At 64.2% G+C, this 17,368-nt stretch carries 17 protein-coding genes; 4 read left to right on the top strand and 13 right to left on the bottom strand.

Annotation, left to right across the window (positions count from 1 at the left end):
- Positions 1-51: 51 nt before the first annotated feature.
- The 9 genes from K8U54_RS09485 to adhP form a co-directional block, all read right to left on the bottom strand.
- The gene (locus K8U54_RS09485; RefSeq protein WP_249910425.1) at positions 52-1,326 is read right to left on the bottom strand and encodes a sigma-54-dependent transcriptional regulator; all 1,275 of its coding nucleotides are present in this window, start codon (positions 1,324-1,326) and stop codon (positions 52-54) included.
- Positions 1,327-1,366: 40 nt separating this feature from the next.
- Complete coding sequence (locus K8U54_RS09480) at positions 1,367-3,268, bottom strand: sensor histidine kinase (RefSeq protein ID WP_249909888.1); 1,902 nt, start codon at positions 3,266-3,268, stop codon at positions 1,367-1,369.
- Between the two features lie 99 nt (positions 3,269-3,367).
- Complete coding sequence (gene ggt, locus K8U54_RS09475; protein WP_249909887.1) at positions 3,368-5,041, bottom strand: gamma-glutamyltransferase; 1,674 nt, start codon at positions 5,039-5,041, stop codon at positions 3,368-3,370.
- Between the two features lie 70 nt (positions 5,042-5,111).
- Positions 5,112-5,846: an amino acid ABC transporter ATP-binding protein gene (locus K8U54_RS09470; RefSeq protein WP_249909886.1), complete on the bottom strand. Its 735-nt coding sequence runs from the start codon at positions 5,844-5,846 to the stop codon at positions 5,112-5,114.
- The gene (locus tag K8U54_RS09465; protein ID WP_177344592.1) at positions 5,843-6,511 is read right to left on the bottom strand and encodes an amino acid ABC transporter permease; all 669 of its coding nucleotides are present in this window, start codon (positions 6,509-6,511) and stop codon (positions 5,843-5,845) included. Before K8U54_RS09465 ends, K8U54_RS09470 begins: the two co-directional genes overlap by 4 nt.
- Positions 6,508-7,254, bottom strand: a complete 747-nt coding sequence (locus K8U54_RS09460; protein ID WP_249909885.1) for an amino acid ABC transporter permease — start codon at positions 7,252-7,254, stop codon at positions 6,508-6,510. The genes K8U54_RS09465 and K8U54_RS09460 overlap by 4 nt, the downstream gene beginning before the upstream one ends.
- 171 nt (positions 7,255-7,425) lie before the next feature.
- The gene (locus K8U54_RS09455) at positions 7,426-8,334 is read right to left on the bottom strand and encodes a glutamate/aspartate ABC transporter substrate-binding protein (RefSeq protein ID WP_249909884.1); all 909 of its coding nucleotides are present in this window, start codon (positions 8,332-8,334) and stop codon (positions 7,426-7,428) included.
- Between the two features lie 280 nt (positions 8,335-8,614).
- Positions 8,615-9,412 carry a hypothetical protein gene (locus K8U54_RS09450; RefSeq protein WP_249909883.1) on the bottom strand — a complete coding sequence of 266 codons (798 nt, stop codon included), beginning with the start codon at positions 9,410-9,412 and terminating at the stop codon, positions 8,615-8,617.
- Between the two features lie 89 nt (positions 9,413-9,501).
- The gene (adhP, locus tag K8U54_RS09445) at positions 9,502-10,524 is read right to left on the bottom strand and encodes an alcohol dehydrogenase AdhP (protein WP_249909882.1); all 1,023 of its coding nucleotides are present in this window, start codon (positions 10,522-10,524) and stop codon (positions 9,502-9,504) included.
- Between the two features lie 251 nt (positions 10,525-10,775).
- On the opposite strand from adhP, the gene purE reads away from it, so the two are divergent.
- The 4 genes from purE (at position 10,776) to K8U54_RS09425 (ending at position 13,300) form a co-directional block, all read left to right on the top strand.
- Positions 10,776-11,267: a 5-(carboxyamino)imidazole ribonucleotide mutase gene (gene purE, locus K8U54_RS09440; protein ID WP_073263433.1), complete on the top strand. Its 492-nt coding sequence runs from the start codon at positions 10,776-10,778 to the stop codon at positions 11,265-11,267.
- A complete protein-coding gene (locus K8U54_RS09435) occupies positions 11,267-12,352 on the top strand; it encodes a 5-(carboxyamino)imidazole ribonucleotide synthase (protein WP_249909881.1) in 1,086 nt (361 codons plus the stop codon). Before purE ends, K8U54_RS09435 begins: the two co-directional genes overlap by 1 nt.
- Before the next feature lie 99 nt (positions 12,353-12,451).
- On the top strand, positions 12,452-12,700 hold the full coding sequence (locus K8U54_RS09430) for a GlsB/YeaQ/YmgE family stress response membrane protein (RefSeq protein ID WP_070884944.1): 249 nt from the start codon (positions 12,452-12,454) through the stop codon (positions 12,698-12,700).
- Positions 12,701-12,766: 66 nt separating this feature from the next.
- Positions 12,767-13,300, top strand: a complete 534-nt coding sequence (locus K8U54_RS09425; protein WP_249909880.1) for a DUF3299 domain-containing protein — start codon at positions 12,767-12,769, stop codon at positions 13,298-13,300.
- A 40-nt stretch (positions 13,301-13,340) separates the two neighbouring features.
- On the opposite strand, the gene K8U54_RS09420 is transcribed toward K8U54_RS09425, so the two are convergent.
- From K8U54_RS09420 to K8U54_RS09405, 4 genes are all read right to left on the bottom strand, one after another.
- The gene (locus K8U54_RS09420) at positions 13,341-14,414 is read right to left on the bottom strand and encodes a lipase family protein (RefSeq protein ID WP_249909879.1); all 1,074 of its coding nucleotides are present in this window, start codon (positions 14,412-14,414) and stop codon (positions 13,341-13,343) included.
- 110 nt (positions 14,415-14,524) lie between these two features.
- Positions 14,525-14,995 (bottom strand): DUF4198 domain-containing protein, encoded by a 471-nt coding sequence (locus tag K8U54_RS09415; RefSeq protein WP_249909878.1) that lies wholly within the window; start codon positions 14,993-14,995, stop codon positions 14,525-14,527.
- A 232-nt stretch (positions 14,996-15,227) separates the two neighbouring features.
- Complete coding sequence (locus K8U54_RS09410; protein WP_249909877.1) at positions 15,228-16,463, bottom strand: TIGR02270 family protein; 1,236 nt, start codon at positions 16,461-16,463, stop codon at positions 15,228-15,230.
- A complete protein-coding gene (locus K8U54_RS09405) occupies positions 16,463-17,362 on the bottom strand; it encodes a hypothetical protein (protein ID WP_249909876.1) in 900 nt (299 codons plus the stop codon). The genes K8U54_RS09410 and K8U54_RS09405 overlap by 1 nt, the downstream gene beginning before the upstream one ends.
- Between the last annotated feature and the right edge of the window lie 6 nt (positions 17,363-17,368).

Raw genomic sequence — 17,368 nt, 5'->3', positions numbered from 1 at the left:
CGCTCCCACAGTCTTTGGCTACACCATCATGACCCGTTGAGTCGCCAATCCTCACCCCAGCCCGTACTTCTTCACCTTGTCGAACAGCGTGGTCTTGGCCATGCCCAGGGCCTGGGCGGCCTGGCTGAGGTTGCCGGCGTGCTGTTCGAGGGCGTCGACCAGCAGGTTGCGTTCGAAGGCTTCCACGGCCTCGGCAAAGGTGGCGGGGTTGCCTTCGTTGGCGCCGCTTTTCTTGAAGGCCGGCAGGCCGAGGGCAAAGCGTTCGGCGACGTTGCGCAGCTCGCGCACGTTGCCGGGCCAGTCATGGGCCAGCAGGGCGGCCAGGGTGTGGCGATCCAGCTCGGGCGCGGCGCGGTCGAAGCGCAGGGCCGAGAGCTGCAGGAAGTGCTCGAACAGCAGGGCGATGTCCTCGCGGCGCTCGCGCAGCGGCGGCAACTCCAGGGTCACCACGTTGAGGCGGTAGTAGAGGTCGCTGCGAAACAGCCCGCTCTTGCCGGCCTCGTCCAGGTCGGCCTTGGTGGCGGCGATCACCCGGCAATCGACGTCGATCGGCTGGTTCGAGCCCAGGCGCTCCAGGCTGTGTTCCTGCAGCACGCGCAGCAACTTGATCTGCAGGTTGAGCGGCATGCTTTCGATCTCGTCGAGAAACAGGCTGCCGCCGTTGGCGTGCTCGATCTTGCCGATGCGCCGCTTGCCGGCGCCGGTAAAGGCATGGGCCTCGTGGCCGAAGATCTCGCTTTCGAACAGGTTCTCCGGCAGGCCGCCGCAGTTCAGCGCCACGAAGGCCTTGCTCTGCCGCCGGCTGAAGTCGTGCAGGCAGCGGGCGACCAGCTCCTTGCCGGTGCCGGTTTCGCCTTCGATCAGCACGTTGGCCGAGGTATCGGCGACGTTGGCGATCAGTTCGCGCAGCTGCTGCATGGCCGGCGAGCGGCCGATCAGGCGCTGCTCCAGGGCCTGCCTGCCAGCCAGCTGGCGGCGCAGCGACGACACCTCGCGGGCCAGGCTGCGTTGTTCCAGGGCGCGGCGGGCGACGTCCACCAGGCGCTCCGGGGAAAACGGTTTCTCCATGAAGTCGTAGGCGCCGTCGCGCATGGCGCCGACCGCCATGCTGATGTCACCGTGACCGGTGATCAGCACCACTGGCAGGCTGGGGTCGCGGCGCTTGAGTTCGCCGAGCAGGTGCAGGCCGTCCATGCCGGGCAGGCGAATGTCGCTGATGACGATGCCGGCGAAATCGGCATCGATGCGCCGCAGGGCCTCTTCGGCGCTGCCCACGCCTTCGCAGGGGATGTCCTCCAGTGCCAGGGCCTGCTGGCAGCCGAGCAGCACGTGGGGGTCGTCCTCGACGATCAGCACGGTGAGGTCATCATTCATCGGGTGTCTCCATGACAGCGGCAACCTGGGGCAGGTTGAGTTCGAAGGCGGTGCCGCCCTGGGGCGGATGGTCGGCGCTGAGGCTGCCGCCGGCGGCTGCGGCGAGGCTGGCCGATAGCGTCAGGCCGAGTCCCAGGCCCTGCTCGCCGGGCTTGGTGGTGAAGAAGGGTTCGAACAGGTGGGTACGGTCCTCGGGGGCGATGCCGGGGCCGTTGTCCACCACGCGCAGGCGGTAGCGCTCGCCCTCGGCGCTGCCCCGCAGCCACAGGTGGCGATCGGCCTGGGCGCTCATCGCGTCGGCGGCATTGGCGATCAGGTTGACCAGGATCTGCTCCAGGCGGGTCTGGTTGATCGCCAGCCGGGCGTCTTCGAACTGATGATGGATGTTCAGTGGCGTGCGCTCCAGGCGCGGCTGCACCACCTGCAGGGCGGCGTCCACGGCCTTGCTCAGGCTGGCTTCGCCACCGTCGTTGGAGCGGCGGGCGAAGGCGCGCAGGCTGCCGGTGATCTTGCCCATGCGGTCGACCAGTTCGTTGATGGTCTGCAGGTTGGTGGTGGCCACGTCGTAGGCACCGCGGGACAGGAAGCGCACGGTGTTGCCGGACAGCGTGCGCAGCGCCGCCAGTGGCTGGTTGAGTTCGTGGGCGATGCTGGTGGACATCTGCCCGATGACCGCCAGCTTGCCGGCCTGCACCAGTTCGTCCTGGGCCAGGCGCAGGGTTTCCTCGGCCTGGCGGCGCTCGCGAATCTGCGCCTTGAGGCGGTCGTTGCTGGCGCGCAGGTCGGCGGTGCGCTCGGCGATCTTGCGCTCCAGCTCGCTGTTGGCCAGTTGCAGGGCTTCGCGGGCGGCGAGGCGGGTGGCGATCACCTTGCGGCGCTCGTTCCAGGCGATCAGCAGAAAGGCCAGCAGGGCGAAGCCGGCGGCGGCCAGCATGCCATGGCTGACGGCCTCGCGGCGCAGGTCCTGCAGCGGGCTGAGCAGGGTCAGGTGCCAGGGCGTGTCTTCCAGGGGGCGGCTCTGGGCGAGATAGTGGGTGACCTCGCTGGCATCCTGCCCGTTATGGCCGGCGAAGCTGACCTGCTCGACCCCGGTAGCCAGAGGCTTGCGCGCCAGGGGGATCAGCTCGTCGAGCGACGACCAGTGATACTGCAGGCTGCGCGCCAGGCGCTCCTTGGTGTCGGCGTTGAGCGGGCGTACCGCCTTGAGGCGTCGCATCGGATCGCTGGAGAGGATGATGATGCCGTTCTCGTCGCTGACGTAGGCTTCCAGGCGCGCCCGTTGCCAACGCTGCTCGAGCGGGTCGAGGCGCACCTTGACCACCGCCACGCCGATGATCCGGCCGTTGGCCTTGAGCCCATGGGACAGGTAATAGCCCGGCTCGCCGGTGGTGCTGCCGATCCCGTAGAAGCGGCCCTGTTCGCCTTCCAGGGCGTCCTGGAAATAGGCGCGGAACGAGAGATCCTCGCCCAGGTAGCTGTCCGCCTGGCGCCAGTTGCTGGTGGCCAGCACGCGGCCGTCGGTGTCCATCACGTAGATGGCCAGGCTGCCGCTGCGCTGGTTGAGGCCTTCGAGGTAGTCGTTGACGCGCTGGCGCCGGTAGGCGTCGGGGGTCAGCAGCAGGCGGCTGACGTTGGCTTCGAGCTCCAGCAGGCTGGGCAGGTAGGTGTACTTGTTGATCTCGCTTTCCACCGCCCGGGCATTGAGCTCGAGTTGGCGCTCACCGCTTTCGACCAGGCTGCGGATACCCGATTTCTCGCTGAGGTAGTAGCCGGCGTAGCCACAGGCGGCCACCAGTGCCAGCATCAGCAGGGTCAGCGACAGGTGGCGGACGTAGCGCGGTTTGGCGGCCAAGGCGGGCGGCACCCCAGGGAGACTGACGGACGCGCATTGCATCACAGTCACCGTGACCGAGCCAGCCCGCGCCGCGGCGCGGGTGGCGGCTCAACGCCGCAGGTGCCGCGGCGCCGTGGCGGGCGGGTCATGACACGGGGCTCAGGGTTCCACCACCAGGCCGACGCCGCGCCCGCGCGGATCGGAGGCGGTTTCCAGGCGGCGCCCGTCGACGCGGATGGCCTGGATGTCTCCCATGTTCCAGCCCTGGTCCTCGAGCACGTAGCCCATGGCTTTCAGCTCGTCGGCGACCTTGCCGGTGAGCGGCGCGTAGGCGTCGTAGTAGAGGGTGTCCTTGGGCAGCAGCTGGTGATGGACGCGCTGGGCAGCCACGGCCTTTTCCAGGGGCAGCTTGAAGTCGTAGACGTTGTTGAGCACCTGGAAGATCGAGGTGAAGATCCGCGAGCCGCCGGGCGTGCCCAGCACCAGGCTGACCTTGCCGTCGCGGGTGACGATGCTCGGGCTCATCGACGACAGCATGCGCTTGCCCGGCGCGATGGCATTGGCATCGCTGCCCACCACACCGAAGGCGTTGGCGACGCCGGGCTTGGAACTGAAGTCGTCCATCTCGTCGTTGAGCAGGAAGCCGGCACCCTCGACCACCACACCACTGCCGAAATCCCAGTTCAGGGTGTAGGTGTTGCTGACCGCGTTGCCGTCGGCATCGACGATCGAGAAGTGCGTGGTCTGGTGTGGCTCCAGGCCCGGGCGAACCTTCTCGGTCGGCGAAATGGCGCTCGGGTTGACCTCGGCGGCGCGGCGCTTGAGGTAGTCGGCGTCGATCAGCCTGGCGACCGGCACCTGGGAAAAGTCCGGGTCGCCCAGGTAGTCGGCGCGGTCGGCGAACACCCGTTTTTCGATCTCGGCCAAGAGGTGGATATAGCGCGCCGAGTTCAGCTCGACGCCCTTGAAGTCGGCGGCGCGCTGCTCCTTGATGCCGATCAGCTGGGCCAGGGCGATGCCGCCGGAGCTGGGCAGCGGCGCGGTGTACAGGCTGTTGCCCTGCCAGTCTACGCGCATCGGCTCGCGCCATTTGACCCGGTAGTCGGCCAGGTCCTGTTTGCTGATCAAGCCGCCGTCGCGCTGCATCTGAGCGACCAGCAGGTCGGCGGTCTTGCCCTTGTAGAACTCGTCCGGGCCATTGGCCGCGATGCGCTCCAGGGTCTCTGCCATCAGCGGCTGCTTGAAGGTTTCGCCCGGGCGCATGCTGCCGAAGTGCGCGGTGAAGTTGGTCTTGCCGTTGAACAGGCCGATGGCGTCTTCGCGGTACTGGAACTGCTGGTCGGCGACCTTGAAGCCGTTGTTGGCGTAACCGATGGCGGGCGTCAGCAGCTCGCTCCAGGGCAGCTTGCCGAAGCGCTTGTGGGCTTCCCACAGGCCCAGCACCGTGCCGGGCACGCCGGCGGCCTTGGCGCCAACCAGGCTGAGGTTCTCGATCACCTCGCCCTTGTCGTCCAGGTACATGGTCTTGGTCGCGGCCTTGGGCGCGGTTTCCCGGTAGTCGAGGAAGTAGGGTTTGCCATCCATGAACAGGGTCATGAAGCCGCCGCCGCCGATGTTGCCCGCTTCGGGGTAGGTGATGGCCAGGGTGAAGGCGGTGGCGACGGCGGCATCCACCGCGTTGCCGCCGTTCTTGAGTACCGCGGCGGCCACCTTGGCGGCGTAGCCGTCAGGGGCGGCGACCGCACCGCCGTCGAGAGGGGCCGCCAGTACCGCATGGCTGCAGGCGGCGATGGCAACGCTGAGGGTCAGGGTCTTGAAGTGCAGTAGGCGCATGATGGGTCTCGATCGTTGTGGTACTTGTCGAGTCTAGGCCCACCATCGCGGCGATGGCGGGCCGGGTGCATCAGTGCTGGAGGATCTTGGCGAGGAACTGCTGGGCGCGGTCGGAGCGGGCGCTGATATCGCCGAAGAACTCTTCCTTGGGGCAGTCTTCGACGATCTTGCCGGCGTCCATGAAGATCACCCGGTCGGCGACCTTGCGGGCGAAGCCCATCTCGTGGGTCACGCACATCATGGTCATGCCTTCGTGGGCCAGCTGCACCATCACGTCGAGCACTTCGTTGACCATTTCCGGGTCGAGCGCCGAGGTCGGTTCGTCGAACAGCATGACGATCGGGTCCATGGCCAGGGCGCGGGCAATCGCCACGCGCTGCTGCTGGCCACCGGAGAGCTGGCCCGGGTGCTTGTGGGCGTGCTCCGAGAGGCCGACGCGGTCGAGCAACTGCAGGCCTTTCTTGGTGGCTTCTTCCTTGCTGCGGCCGAGCACCTTGATCTGCGCGATGGTGAGGTTTTCGGTGATGGTCAGGTGCGGGAACAGCTCGAAGTGCTGGAACACCATGCCAACGCGCGAGCGCAGTTTCGGCAGGTTGGTCTTCTTGTCGGCAATCGAGGTGCCGTCGACCACGATGTCGCCCTTCTGGAAGGGCTCCAGGGCGTTGACGCACTTGATCAGGGTCGATTTGCCCGAGCCGGACGGCCCGCAGACCACGACCACTTCGCCTTTCTTGACGTCCGTGGTGCAGTCGGTCAGCACCTGGAAGTCCCCATACCACTTGTTGACGTTCTTGATGGAAATCATACGGCTAACCTTTTTTGCAGGAGCTTGACCAGCTGCGAGGCAGCGAAGCTGATGGTGAAGTAGACCAGGCCGGCGAAGATCAGGAATTCATGGGGCTGGCCCAGGATGTCGCCGCGCGAGCGGGCAGCATTGAGGAAGTCCATCAGGCCGACGGTGTAGACCAGCGAGGTGTCCTGGAACAGGATGATGCTCTGCTGCAGCAGCAGCGGGGTCATCTTGCGAAACGCCTGGGGCAGGATGATCAGGCGCATGGTCTGGCCGTAGCTCATGCCCAGCGCCTGGGCAGCGCCCATCTGGCCCTTGGGAATGGACTGGATGCCGGCACGGACGATTTCGCAGAAGTACGCCGCCTCGAACATGATGAAGGCCACCAGGCAGGACGCGAACGCGCCCACCGGCGTGTCCTCACCGGTGATCCAGCGCAGGATGAACGGCACCGCGAAGTAGAACCAGGTGATCACCAACAGCAGCGGGATCGAGCGGAAGTAGTTGACGTAGGTGGCCGCCAGCTTGGACAGCAGCACGTTGCTCGACAGGCGCATCAGCGCCAGCAGGGTGCCGAGAATCACGCCACCGATAACGCCCATGACCATCAGCTGCAGGGTCATGGCCATGCCTTCCCAGAGGCCTGGCAGGGCGGGAATGATCTGACTGAAGTCCATCATTTGCCTCCCACGGAGATCAGGCCCGGCACGGCGACCTTACGCTCGACCATGCGCATGATCATCATCAGGCTCATGTTCAGGGTGAAGTAGATCAGCGTCGCCAGGGTAAAGGCTTCGAACAGGTTGGCGCTGAACTCGGCGGTCTGTTTGGTCTGCGCGAGCAGCTCCATGAGGCCGATCAGCGAAGCCACCGAGGAGTTCTTGAAGATGTTCAGAAACTCACTGGTTAATGGCGGAATGATGATCCGGTAGGCCTGGGGCAGCAGCACGTTGCGGTAGATCTGCGGCAGGCGGAAGCCCATGGCGTAGGCCGCGGCGGTCTGGCCCTTGGGCAGCGCTTCGATACCGGTGCGCACCTGCTCGCAGACGCGGGCGGCGGTGAACAGGCCCAGGCAGATGACGACCGACAGGTAGGCCGAGGTGGCCGGGTTGAGGTCCTGCTTGAACCACAGCTCCAGTGGTTCGGGCAGCAGGTCCGGCATCAGGAAGTACCAGAGGAACAGCTGCACCAGCAGCGGCACGTTGCGGAAGATCTCCACGTAGGCGGTGGCGATCCCGGAGATCAGGCGGTTCGGCACGGTACGCATCACGCCGAGCAGCGAGCCGAGCGACAGGGCGATCAGCCAGCCGACCAGGGCGATGGCGATGGTCCAGCCCAGGCCGGTGATGAACCACTCCAGGTAGATTTCATCGCCAATGCCGGTGGACTTGAAGAAGATGCCCCAGTCCCAGTTGTAATTCATCGGGTTTCCCCTCAGGTGAGTTGACGCGGCGAGGCCAGGTGGCGGGCAACAGTCGCCCGTATCCGCGTGAGCGAACGGTTTCGGCTTCGTCAGGAAATGGATGGAGAGGCCGGCGGCCCCTCCGGGTCCCCGCTACGCCCCTTCTCGTGAAAGGGGCGCGGCATCACGCCGTCAGATCTGCTCTACAGACTTGTCGGTCGGCTCGGCGATCAGCTTCTTCAGCTCGTCGCTCATGGGGAAGTTGAGGTTCAGGCCCTTTGGCGGAACAGGCTTCTGGAACCACTTGTTGTAGATGTCGTTGATCTCGCCCGAGGCGAAGGTGTCGGTGATGGCCTTGTCGACCACCTTCTTGAAGCCTTCGTCGCCCTTGCGCACCATGCAGCCGTAGATTTCGAAGGACTGCGGGGTGCCGACCACGTGCCAGTCATCCGGCTTCTTGGCCTTGGCCATTTCGCCGGCCAGCAGGGCGTCATCCATCATGAAAGCCACGGCGCGGTTGGACTCGAGCATCAGGAAGGACTCGCCGTGATCCTTGGCGGAAATCACGTTCATGCCCATCTTCTTCTCGGCATTCATCGACTTGAGCAGGCGCTCGGAGGTGGTGCCGGCGGTGGTCACCACGTTCTTGCCCTTGAGGTCCTCGAAATCGTTCACGCCGCTGCTCTTCTTGGTCAGCAGGCGGGTGCCCACTTCGAAGATGCCGACGGAGAAGTCGACCTGGCGCTGGCGCTCGACGTTGTTGGTGGTGGAGCCGCACTCCAGGTCCACGGTGCCGTTCTGTACCAGCGGGATGCGGGTCTGGGAGGTGACCAGGTTGTAGCGCACCTTCAGGTCAGGCAGCTCCAGTTCCTTTTTCAGCTCCTCGACGACCTTCAGTTGCAGGTCATGGGAGTAGCCAACCGGCTGCTTGGAGGTGTCGCCATAGTAGGAGAAGGGGATGGACGAGTCGCGGTGGCCCAGGGTGATGGTGCCCGAGTCCTTGATCTTCTTCAGGGTGCCGGTCAGTTCGGCGGCGAAGACCGGGCTGGACATCAGGGTAGCGGCAACGGCTGCAGCCAGTACGCGGGGGACGATACGCATGGGTCGATTCCTCGGTGTTGTTGTTATTGGGGACGTACGGCGGGTACGTGCCTCCATGTGGAAGGGCTATCGCTTTCCTGCCTTGTAGGGAGCAGGATGTGTGCCAGGCCTCGATAGGCCTGTTTTCGGATATCAAGTGTTTGAATTTTAAAGCAATTTATTTTTTATTCAGACGCAGATAAAAGGCGTGATGGTCGGATGTTCGGTTTTTCGACCGCCTGGCGTTCGGTTTTCCGAATGAGAGTTGGGCGGCCTGGAAGGCCGCCCGGTAAGGGGGCGCTTAACGATTACGCAGGAAGGCGTTGATGAATTCGCCCTGGTTGGCGGCGTCACGCTCGGTGGTGAACAGGATGCGATTGCCCTGTTCGCGAATCTTCATGTCCTTGCCGAAGCCGCACTCGACGGTGTTCAGCTTGGCAGCCTGCTCCTTGAATTCAGGCGAGCTGCTGCACAGGTTGTTCATCTGGTTGACCACCTCGCCGCAATAGCCGGACACGCTCAGCTCCTTGAGCAGTTGCTCGTCCATGGCCTGCCAGTCGATGACGGTCTTCAGGGTGGTGCCGCAGCTGGTCGAGGCCTCGGCATCCATCTGTTGCAGGCGCTCGACGTGGTATTGCTGGCGCTTCTCGCGATCGAAACGGGCGAGCTTCTCCTGTACGCCGTCCTTGTGCTGCTTTTCATAGAGGGCGAGCAGTTCGGCCGGCTTGACCGCCTTGCTGGCCTTGTCGTCGAAGCTCAGGTACAGCGGGTCGCGGTTGCCCGGCAGGTACAGCTGATAGGACTCGCCGCCCCATTCCTGGCGCTGGCCGAGCAGCACGTAGCTGCTGCCATCGAGGGTGGTGGCGTAGTCGCTTTCGTCCTGGCTGCGCGGCTCGACCTGGGTCAGCAGCACCACTTCGTCCAGCGGGTGGTTGATACCGCTGATCTGTACCAGGGCCTGCTTCTCGTCGCTGCTGGGGGCAACGACGACGCTGATGCCCTTGTCGGCGACGAACGCCTTGGGATATTTCGCCAGTTCCAGGGCGCTGGCGTTGAAGGTCAGGAAGGTTGAGGCGATAAGCAGCGACAGCCGTGTCATGGCGGAGTCCTTTGGTGGGTGATGAGACTGAGTCTAACGGCGTCTGACAGCGGGCACTGTGAGCCCGTTCCCGCTGGCAAACGCGCTGCTCAGAACTGCATCACCACCCGGCCTTCGATCTGCCCGGCACGCATCTGCTCGAGCACGCCGTTGACGTTGTCCAGCCGGTCACGGTGGATGGTCGCCTTCACCAATCCCTCGCCGGCGAAGTCCAGGGCCTCCTGCAGGTCCGCGCGGGTGCCGACGATGGAGCCGGTGATGCTGATGGCCTTGAGTACCACGTCGAAGATCGGTGTCGGGAAATCGCCGGGCGGCAGCCCCACGAGGGCGACCGTGCCGCCGCGCCGGGCCATGCCGATGGCCTGACCGAAGGCGCTGTTCGATACCGCGGTGACCAGCACGCCGTGGGCGCCACCGATGTCACGCTGAATGACCTCGGCCGGGTTTTCCTGGCGGGCATTGATGGTCAGGCTGGCGCCGAGCTTTCTGGCCAGCGCCAGCTTGGCGTCGTCCACATCGATGGCCGCGACGTGCAGGCCCATGGCGCGGGCGTACTGCACGGCCACGTGGCCGAGGCCGCCGATGCCGGAAATCGCCACCCACTGGCCGGGGCGGGTGCCGGTTACCTTCAGGCCTTTATAGACGGTGACGCCGGCGCAAAGGATCGGCGCGATCTCGGCGAATTCGACGTTCTTCGGCAGGATACCCACGTAATCGGGGTCGGCCAGCACGTACTCGGCGTAGCTGCCGTTGACCGAGTAACCGGTGTTCTGCTGGTCGGCGCAGAGGGTTTCCCAGCCCGTCAGGCAGTGCTCGCAGCAGCCGCAGGCGGTGTACAGCCAGGGCACGCCGACCCGGTCGCCTTCGCGCACACGGGTGACGCCGGCGCCTACCGCGGCAACGTAGCCAACGCCCTCATGGCCGGGAATGAACGGCAGGCTGGGCTTTACCGGCCAGTCGCCGTCGGCGGCGTGCAGGTCGGTGTGGCAAACGCCCGCCGCCTCGATCTTCACCAGTATCTGCCCGGGGCCGGGCAGGGGCACTTTCACCTCCTCGAGCCGCAGGGGCTCGCCGAAGGCATGGACGACGGCGGCTTTCATGGTCTGCTGCATGGCGCGATCCTCCTCGATAGGAGTCCCCAGTATGGAAGGCTCCGCGGGGCGGACATTGCGCCAGGACAAGTTCCGGTGCGCACTGCGCCACCGGCCGACAGGCGGTTGGTTATCGATTTATGCGCGACTGCAGTATAATTGCCGATTTGCGCAAACCACGCCTCCCGCGTGGTTTGTTGTTTCTGCCGCGGCGCCAAGCGCCCGATCAATCGACATGGCGCCCTGCGCCCGAGACGTAGAGAGGCACGACGATGAGCGCACTGGTTGGCGTGATCATGGGTTCCAAATCCGACTGGAGCACCCTGAGCCATACCGTCGAGATGCTCGACAAGCTGGGCATTCCCAACGAGGTGAAGGTGGTCTCCGCCCACCGCACGCCGGATCTGCTGTTCCAGTACGCCGAAGAAGCCGAGGGCCGTGGCATCCAGGTGATCATCGCCGGTGCCGGTGGCGCCGCCCACCTGCCGGGCATGTGTGCTGCCAAGACCCACCTGCCGGTGCTCGGCGTGCCGGTGCAGTCGTCCATGCTCTCGGGTGTCGACTCGCTGCTGTCCATCGTGCAGATGCCGGCCGGTATCCCGGTCGCCACCCTGGCCATCGGCAAGGCCGGCGCCATCAACGCCGCGTTGCTGGCGGCGAGCATCCTCGGTCACCAGCACCCGCAGTTCCACGCGGCGCTCAAGCAGTTCCGCGACGAGCAGACCAATACCGTGCTGGAAAACCCGGACCCGAGGGCGCAGTAATGAAGATCGGCGTGATCGGTGGCGGCCAGCTCGGCCGCATGTTGGCCCTGGCGGGTACGCCGCTGGGCATGAATTTCGCGTTCCTCGACCCGGCGCCGGACGCCTGTGCGCAAGCCCTGGGCGAGCATATCCGTGCCGATTACGGCGATCAGGATCACCTGCGCCAGCTGGCCGACGAAGTCGATCTGGTGACCTTCGAGTTCGAGAGCGTGCCGGCGGAAACCGTGGCCTTCCTGTCGCAGTTCGTGCCGGTCTACCCGAGTGCCGAGTCGCTGCGCATCGCCCGCGACCGCTGGTTCGAGAAGTCGATGTTCAAGGACCTGGGCATCCCCACGCCCGAGTTCGCCGATATCCAGTCCCAGGCCGACCTGGATGCCGCGGTGGCCAGCATCGGCCTGCCGGCGGTGATGAAGACCCGCACCCTGGGCTACGACGGCAAGGGCCAGAAGGTGCTGCGCAAACCCGAAGACGTCACCGGTGCCTTTGCCGAGCTGGGCAGCGTGCCGTGCATCCTCGAAGGCTTCGTGCCGTTCAGCGGCGAAGTGTCGCTGGTCGCCGTGCGTGGCCGTGATGGCGAAACGCGTTTCTACCCGCTGGTGCACAACACCCACGACAGCGGCATTCTCAGCCTATCGATCGCCAGCACCGCGCACCCGCTGCAGGCGCTGGCCGAAGATTACGTCGGCCGGGTGCTGAAGCAGCTCGATTACGTGGGCGTGCTGGCCTTCGAATTCTTCGAGGTCGACGGCGGCCTGAAGGCCAACGAAATCGCCCCGCGGGTGCACAACTCCGGGCACTGGACCATCGAAGGCGCCGAGTGCAGCCAGTTCGAGAACCACCTGCGTGCCGTCGCCGGCCTGCCGCTGGGCTCGACCGCCAAGGTCGGCGAGAGCGCCATGCTCAACTTCATCGGCAGCGTACCGGCTGTGGATAAGGTCACCGCCATCGACGATTGCCACCTGCATCACTACGGCAAGGCCTTCAAGGCCGGTCGCAAGGTCGGCCATGCCACCCTGCGCTGTGCGGACCGGGCGACCCTGGACAGCCGCATCGCCCAGGTGCAGGCGCTGATCGACGCAGGCTAGCCGGGCCCCGGCGAGGCAGGTTGAACCTCTGCGCCGCCGCTCTCGTCAGATGAAAGGCGCCGCAGCAGTGCGGCGCCTTTTTCAATTCTGGAGGGCATCATGGGTATTATCGGCACTATCTTAATCGGCCTGATCGTGGGTTTGATTGCCCGTTTCCTCAAGCCTGGCGACGACAGCATGGGCTGGATCATGACCATCCTGCTGGGTATCGGTGGCTCCATTGCCGCGACCTATGGTGGCCAGGCGCTGGGCATCTACCAGGCAGGTGAAGGCGCTGGTTTCATCGGCGCGGTGGTTGGTGCGATCATCCTGCTGGTGATCTACGGCATGATCACCAAGAAGCGCTAAACCGGTAGCCTGACGCATCGACGCCTGGCTACTCCCTGTCGGCCATTACCACCGCGAGTCCCGTCGATGCGTTACCTGCTGTTGGTCCTGCTGTTGCTCAGCGGCTTTGCCCGCGCCGAACTCCCCGAAACCGACTGGCTGGAGCTGATGCCCGAAGAGGATCAGCGCGCCCTGGAGCAGATGCCGGAAATCGTTCACAACGGCCCGGAAGGGGCGGGCACCTTCGACAGCAAGGGCGGTTTGAAGCAGCAGGAAAAAGGCCTGCCCGCCGTCATGTATTCGGCCAAGACCGTGCCAGGCATGAACGGCAAGAAGATTCGCCTCGGCGGCTATCCGGTGCCGCTGGAAACCGACAACGCCGGGCGCAGCACGCTGTTCTTTCTGGTGCCCTACCCAGGCGCCTGCATCCACGTCCCGCCACCGCCGCCCAACCAACTGGTGCTGGTGCGCTACCCCAAGGGCATCGCCCTGGACGATATCTACGAGCCGCTATGGGTCAATGGCACGCTGAAGATCGAAGCGGTCAGCAATGACCTGGCCGACGCCGCCTATGCGCTGGATGCCAGCAGCGCGAGGATGGTCGAGGAAAGCGACCTGTGATGTGAAAACGGCGCCTTGAGGGCGCCGTTTTTCTTTTGGCTCAGGAACGTATGACCAGGTGCATGGCCTGACGGGCCATATCGACGACCGCTCTAGCGAGCAGGTCGAGTACCCAGCGCAGGAAGAACGTGGTCACTTCGATGGTCGCGGGCACGGCACGGCCCAGGAACTTGAAGATTTTCACGATCAGGGCGCGGACGGAATCGCTGATGTCCTTGCAGATCTGCGCACCCTGCACCAGGATCCCGGCAATCTGATCCAGCACCGTGACGCCGATGGTGATCGCACTGCCGATGACGATATTGGCGGCCTTCTTGAGCAGGTACTGCATGGCCTTGGAGATCATCCACAACGTTGCCGCGGAAAACAGGGTCGGACCGTAGCTGGCGCTTTCCAGCCAGATATCGATTTCCCGATCCAGAGGCGGCTCCGGATTGCGATAGAGCCCCCGCCAGCTGGCATCGCCAATCGATGGCAGGTAGGACGTCATGCGGTGAGCATCAGGGCTGATCTGCGCGCCCTTCCAGGGGATCATGCAGACATTGCCGGTAACCGGCACATGGCTGAACGGGAAGATCGGTACCATGCTCACCGGGTCGGCGCTGTGGTAGACCCGGTGGATGTTGTCGGCGCCGAGCTTGCCGCTCAGGTGGCGTGCGAAGCCAGCCACCCCGGTGCGTGGTGAACCAAAGGTATAGAGCTTGATGCCGGCCACGCCGAGTTCGCTCAGGTGATCGGCCGCCAGCGTGGCGAGGGCGCCGCCCAGGCTGTGACCGACGCAATGCACGGTGCTGGGGTTGCGGCCGCGCATGAAGGTATCGATATCGCCACGCAGCGATTTGAACGTTTCGTTGAAGCCCGCGTGAACCGGCCAGGTGCTCGGCCCACGTTGCAGGCCGGCGTTCGCATCGGTCAGGGCGTCGGCAATGCTGTCGGTGCCGCGAAATGCCAGCAGCATTTCCCCTTGGCGGCCGCCCACGCCCTGCACGGCGTAGGCGAATCCGGTACGCGTACGGAAAATCGCGCCGCTGGTTCCACTGGCCATTTGCAGATTGGAAAAGTCGAACGAGTTGCTCAGCCCGAGACGGGCGGCTTCATCCGCTATGCCTCCCATGGGTGACACGGCGGCGTCTTTGACCGTGTAGACGTGAGTGGCGATTTGCGCGGATTGTTTGGGGCTCAGGGGGTCACAGCCGAATCCTTCTGGTCTGGTGAGAGAGGGCGCTATTGGATAACGCAGATACCAAAGGTCTCTGTTTCAGGGTGCGCGACGGGCTCGCTATTGAGCTCACAGATGAACTTCAATGGCCGATTCTTTACTTCGCCCAGGTTGTCGTAGTTGTGCTTGGTGAAGACCCAGCCTTTGTGGTCCTTGCCTTGGTAACGAAGCGTCAGACGCTGGCCAATCACCGGTTCATGGGGCATGAATCCGGCTGTCAGTGATTTCGCCGTCACGGCCGGAAAATGGAAGCGACCTTGTGCATCGCTTTGCACCTTGTTCTTGCGGTGCTCGTTCTTCCAGTGCCAGTGATATTCCTGTTCTATCTCCACATCCTGAACAGGTTTGCCGTCGAGCAACACGGTGCCCTCTACCTCGGAGAACAGATAAAGCGTCTTGGAAAAAGCCATGGCGTAACCCTGTGTGAGTAGTCCGATAAGCAGCAGTGCGCAGCAGGAAAGTATTTTGCGGTTCAAGGTCGTTCCCTCGCCGAATGGCTGAGCGTTTCGGGGCGTGCCGCGGGTCGATTGCTGCGGCGGGGCGAAATCAGCGGCGCTATGCGCAGACTGACGGGGTAGTCGTGCCTGTCAGCAGGTTGGTTTTTCGAGCGGGATTTCTGCCCATGGCTGGCGCTGCAGTATAGCGACGGGGCCAGCTGGGATTTGTTGAGCATGTTCGCACTCTCCTTGTGTCGTTGATCGCCTGGGCTCAGCAGCCCAGTAATCGCTTTTGCCGGCGTGCCGGCGCATCCGTTGCAAATAGCGTGCTGGTCGGCTGGTAGCGCGCGAGCAAACTGGCCGCTGCACGTCTCTGCCGCTGTGTACCGCTGCGCAACACGGCCATGCACTGTCTTTCGCTGAACGGCTGGCCCAGCAAATAGCCGATGCCTGGCTGCAAGCTCTGCTGCTGGCCTTGCCACCATTGCTCGACGTGCTGCGGATCGGGCCAGGGCAGGTCGATGTCCGGGTCCATGGCGACGTTGGCGTCGGACGGATCATCGGTAGGGCCTTCGTCGTAGTCGGGATAGACGTCCAATTCCAGGTCGAGTTCCGCGAGGTCGGCGCCGGTGATCAGGCTGAAGGCTTCACCCGCGGCACGGGCCGTGGGCAGTTCGTGCATCTGCCGGATCAGCCAGGGAACGGTCTGCGGATCACCGAGCAGGCCGATGGCCTGGATCGCCATATGGCGGTGCGCCTCGCTCTGCATCAGGCCGCGCAGCCAGGCGATACTGGCCTCCCGGGGTTGCCAGGCAAGCAGCACTTCGAGTGCGGGCCGGCGCCGTTCGCCCGGCTGTTCGGCGAACAAGCGCAGATTGCCGAGGGCCTCCTGATCACCCATCTGGGCGCTGGCCCAGTTGCTCCAGAAACGGACTTCATCATCGCCGTGCAGGCGGTGCTGACGCAGCGGCTGCAGCAAATCGCGACGCCGCAGGGTGCCAGCCAGCCGAGCCGCGGCAGCCAGTACGCCGGCATCACCGTGGGCCAGGGCCGACAGCAGCGCCGGGCCCGGATCCTTGCCGTGCAGGGCAAGGGCAGCCAGGGCGATTCGTCGGCGCTGGGCGTCATTGGCATGCAGGTCGCGTTCGATAAGCGCGGACACTTCGTGCCACTCCAGCCAACCCAGTGCGGCGACAAGAAATGGCTCGCCCTCGGGTTTGGCGTGCAGATGTTGGTACAGGGTTTCCAGGGCGCTCTCGTTGCTCAGCCGCAGTGCCAGCGCTGCCGTGGCGAATACCTCGCCCTGGGCGTGTGGGGTGAGTTGCTCCAGCAACAGATGAAGCCCCTTTAGGCCGGCGATCTGCAGACCATCAAGATGGGCCTCGATCCGCTCGTCCAGGTCGCCGAGATGGGCCAGGTCATAATGCGGCGCGCCGACGGCGTAGCAGCGCAGGCCGGCTAGAAAGGCGGCTTCTTCGGCGTGCTGGTCGAGGATGGTGGTGATCATCAGTCGATGCGAGTCCAGGTATTGCCGTCGAAGGCCATGATGTCCTTGGCGCCGAATGACCACATCACGCCATCGGCCACGCTCAAGTGGTAACAGGTCGCCGGTGTGTCATCCCCGAACTCCACCTCGACCAGGCTGCCACCCTGAAGCGTATACAAGCCGCGCATCGTCGACAGGTAGAGCTTGCCGTCATACCAGGCCAGATCCCATATGTCGCTGGTGATGTCCTCCTGCTCGATTGGCTGCCAGGCATCACCTCGACCTACGATCAGAAGTCCGCGACGGCCCGAGGCATAGACCTGACCATCTCCGGCGCAGAGCACGCGGGTCAGCACGAGATTGGTCGGGCTTTCCTGCTGGTTCCATTGTTGGCCGTTGTAGTGCCAGATTTCGCCATCCCATCCAACTGCGTACAAATCGTTTTCGTCAAAGCCATCGATGGACTCGAAACCTTTTGTTTCGCCGATTGCAGGGCGGATGGCTTGATCAAGGCAGGTCCAGTGGTCTGCACCGTCGCGACGATAGACCTGGCGGCCCATGCCTACCGCGAATGTTCGCTGGCCAATGGTCCGAACTTGGCGCAGGTGGCCTCGATCTATGGGATCACCATGCGCAGTGCTAATTCGCTCCTGACTTTGCTGTTGGCTGCCGAACAAAAAGGCTTCACCATTTGGAGAAATAGCGATCATCTGGGAAACAGGGTGTTGGCTCACAGCGATACTGGCTGTGTGCCAATGCATGGTGTCGATAAAGGCCAGTTGTCCTTCATCAACCTCATGAAAATGCGTATGGGGCACATCCGCCCCAATGGAATCGTCCTGATCCGCAATGTAAGCGAGATCGTGATATCTGACTGCACCAGATATGACTGTATTGGTTTGTTTGAGATTCAAAGTCATGGGATT

The sequence above is a fragment of the Pseudomonas fulva genome, assembly GCF_023517795.1.
In the GTDB taxonomy this organism is placed as follows: Bacteria; Pseudomonadota; Gammaproteobacteria; order Pseudomonadales; family Pseudomonadaceae; genus Aquipseudomonas; species Aquipseudomonas fulva_D.
This window is presented reverse-complemented; position numbering and strand designations above follow the sequence as displayed.

Excerpts from the sequence above, each read along its gene's own strand:
- K8U54_RS09480 (WP_249909888.1), bottom strand. The coding sequence starts at position 3,268 with ATGCAATGCGCGTCCGTCAGTCTCCCTGGGGTGCCGCCCGCCTTGGCC.
- ggt (WP_249909887.1), bottom strand. The coding sequence starts at position 5,041 with ATGCGCCTACTGCACTTCAAGACCCTGACCCTCAGCGTTGCCATCGCC.
- K8U54_RS09470 (WP_249909886.1), bottom strand. The coding sequence starts at position 5,846 with ATGATTTCCATCAAGAACGTCAACAAGTGGTATGGGGACTTCCAGGTG.
- K8U54_RS09465 (WP_177344592.1), bottom strand. The coding sequence starts at position 6,511 with ATGATGGACTTCAGTCAGATCATTCCCGCCCTGCCAGGCCTCTGGGAA.
- K8U54_RS09460 (WP_249909885.1), bottom strand. The coding sequence starts at position 7,254 with ATGAATTACAACTGGGACTGGGGCATCTTCTTCAAGTCCACCGGCATT.
- K8U54_RS09455 (WP_249909884.1), bottom strand. The coding sequence starts at position 8,334 with ATGCGTATCGTCCCCCGCGTACTGGCTGCAGCCGTTGCCGCTACCCTG.
- K8U54_RS09450 (WP_249909883.1), bottom strand. The coding sequence starts at position 9,412 with ATGACACGGCTGTCGCTGCTTATCGCCTCAACCTTCCTGACCTTCAAC.
- adhP (WP_249909882.1), bottom strand. The coding sequence starts at position 10,524 with ATGCAGCAGACCATGAAAGCCGCCGTCGTCCATGCCTTCGGCGAGCCC.
- purE (WP_073263433.1), top strand. The coding sequence starts at position 10,776 with ATGAGCGCACTGGTTGGCGTGATCATGGGTTCCAAATCCGACTGGAGC.
- K8U54_RS09435 (WP_249909881.1), top strand. The coding sequence starts at position 11,267 with ATGAAGATCGGCGTGATCGGTGGCGGCCAGCTCGGCCGCATGTTGGCC.
- K8U54_RS09430 (WP_070884944.1), top strand. The coding sequence starts at position 12,452 with ATGGGTATTATCGGCACTATCTTAATCGGCCTGATCGTGGGTTTGATT.
- K8U54_RS09425 (WP_249909880.1), top strand. The coding sequence starts at position 12,767 with ATGCGTTACCTGCTGTTGGTCCTGCTGTTGCTCAGCGGCTTTGCCCGC.
- K8U54_RS09420 (WP_249909879.1), bottom strand. The coding sequence starts at position 14,414 with ATGGGAGGCATAGCGGATGAAGCCGCCCGTCTCGGGCTGAGCAACTCG.
- K8U54_RS09410 (WP_249909877.1), bottom strand. The coding sequence starts at position 16,463 with ATGATCACCACCATCCTCGACCAGCACGCCGAAGAAGCCGCCTTTCTA.
- K8U54_RS09405 (WP_249909876.1), bottom strand. The coding sequence starts at position 17,362 with ATGACTTTGAATCTCAAACAAACCAATACAGTCATATCTGGTGCAGTC.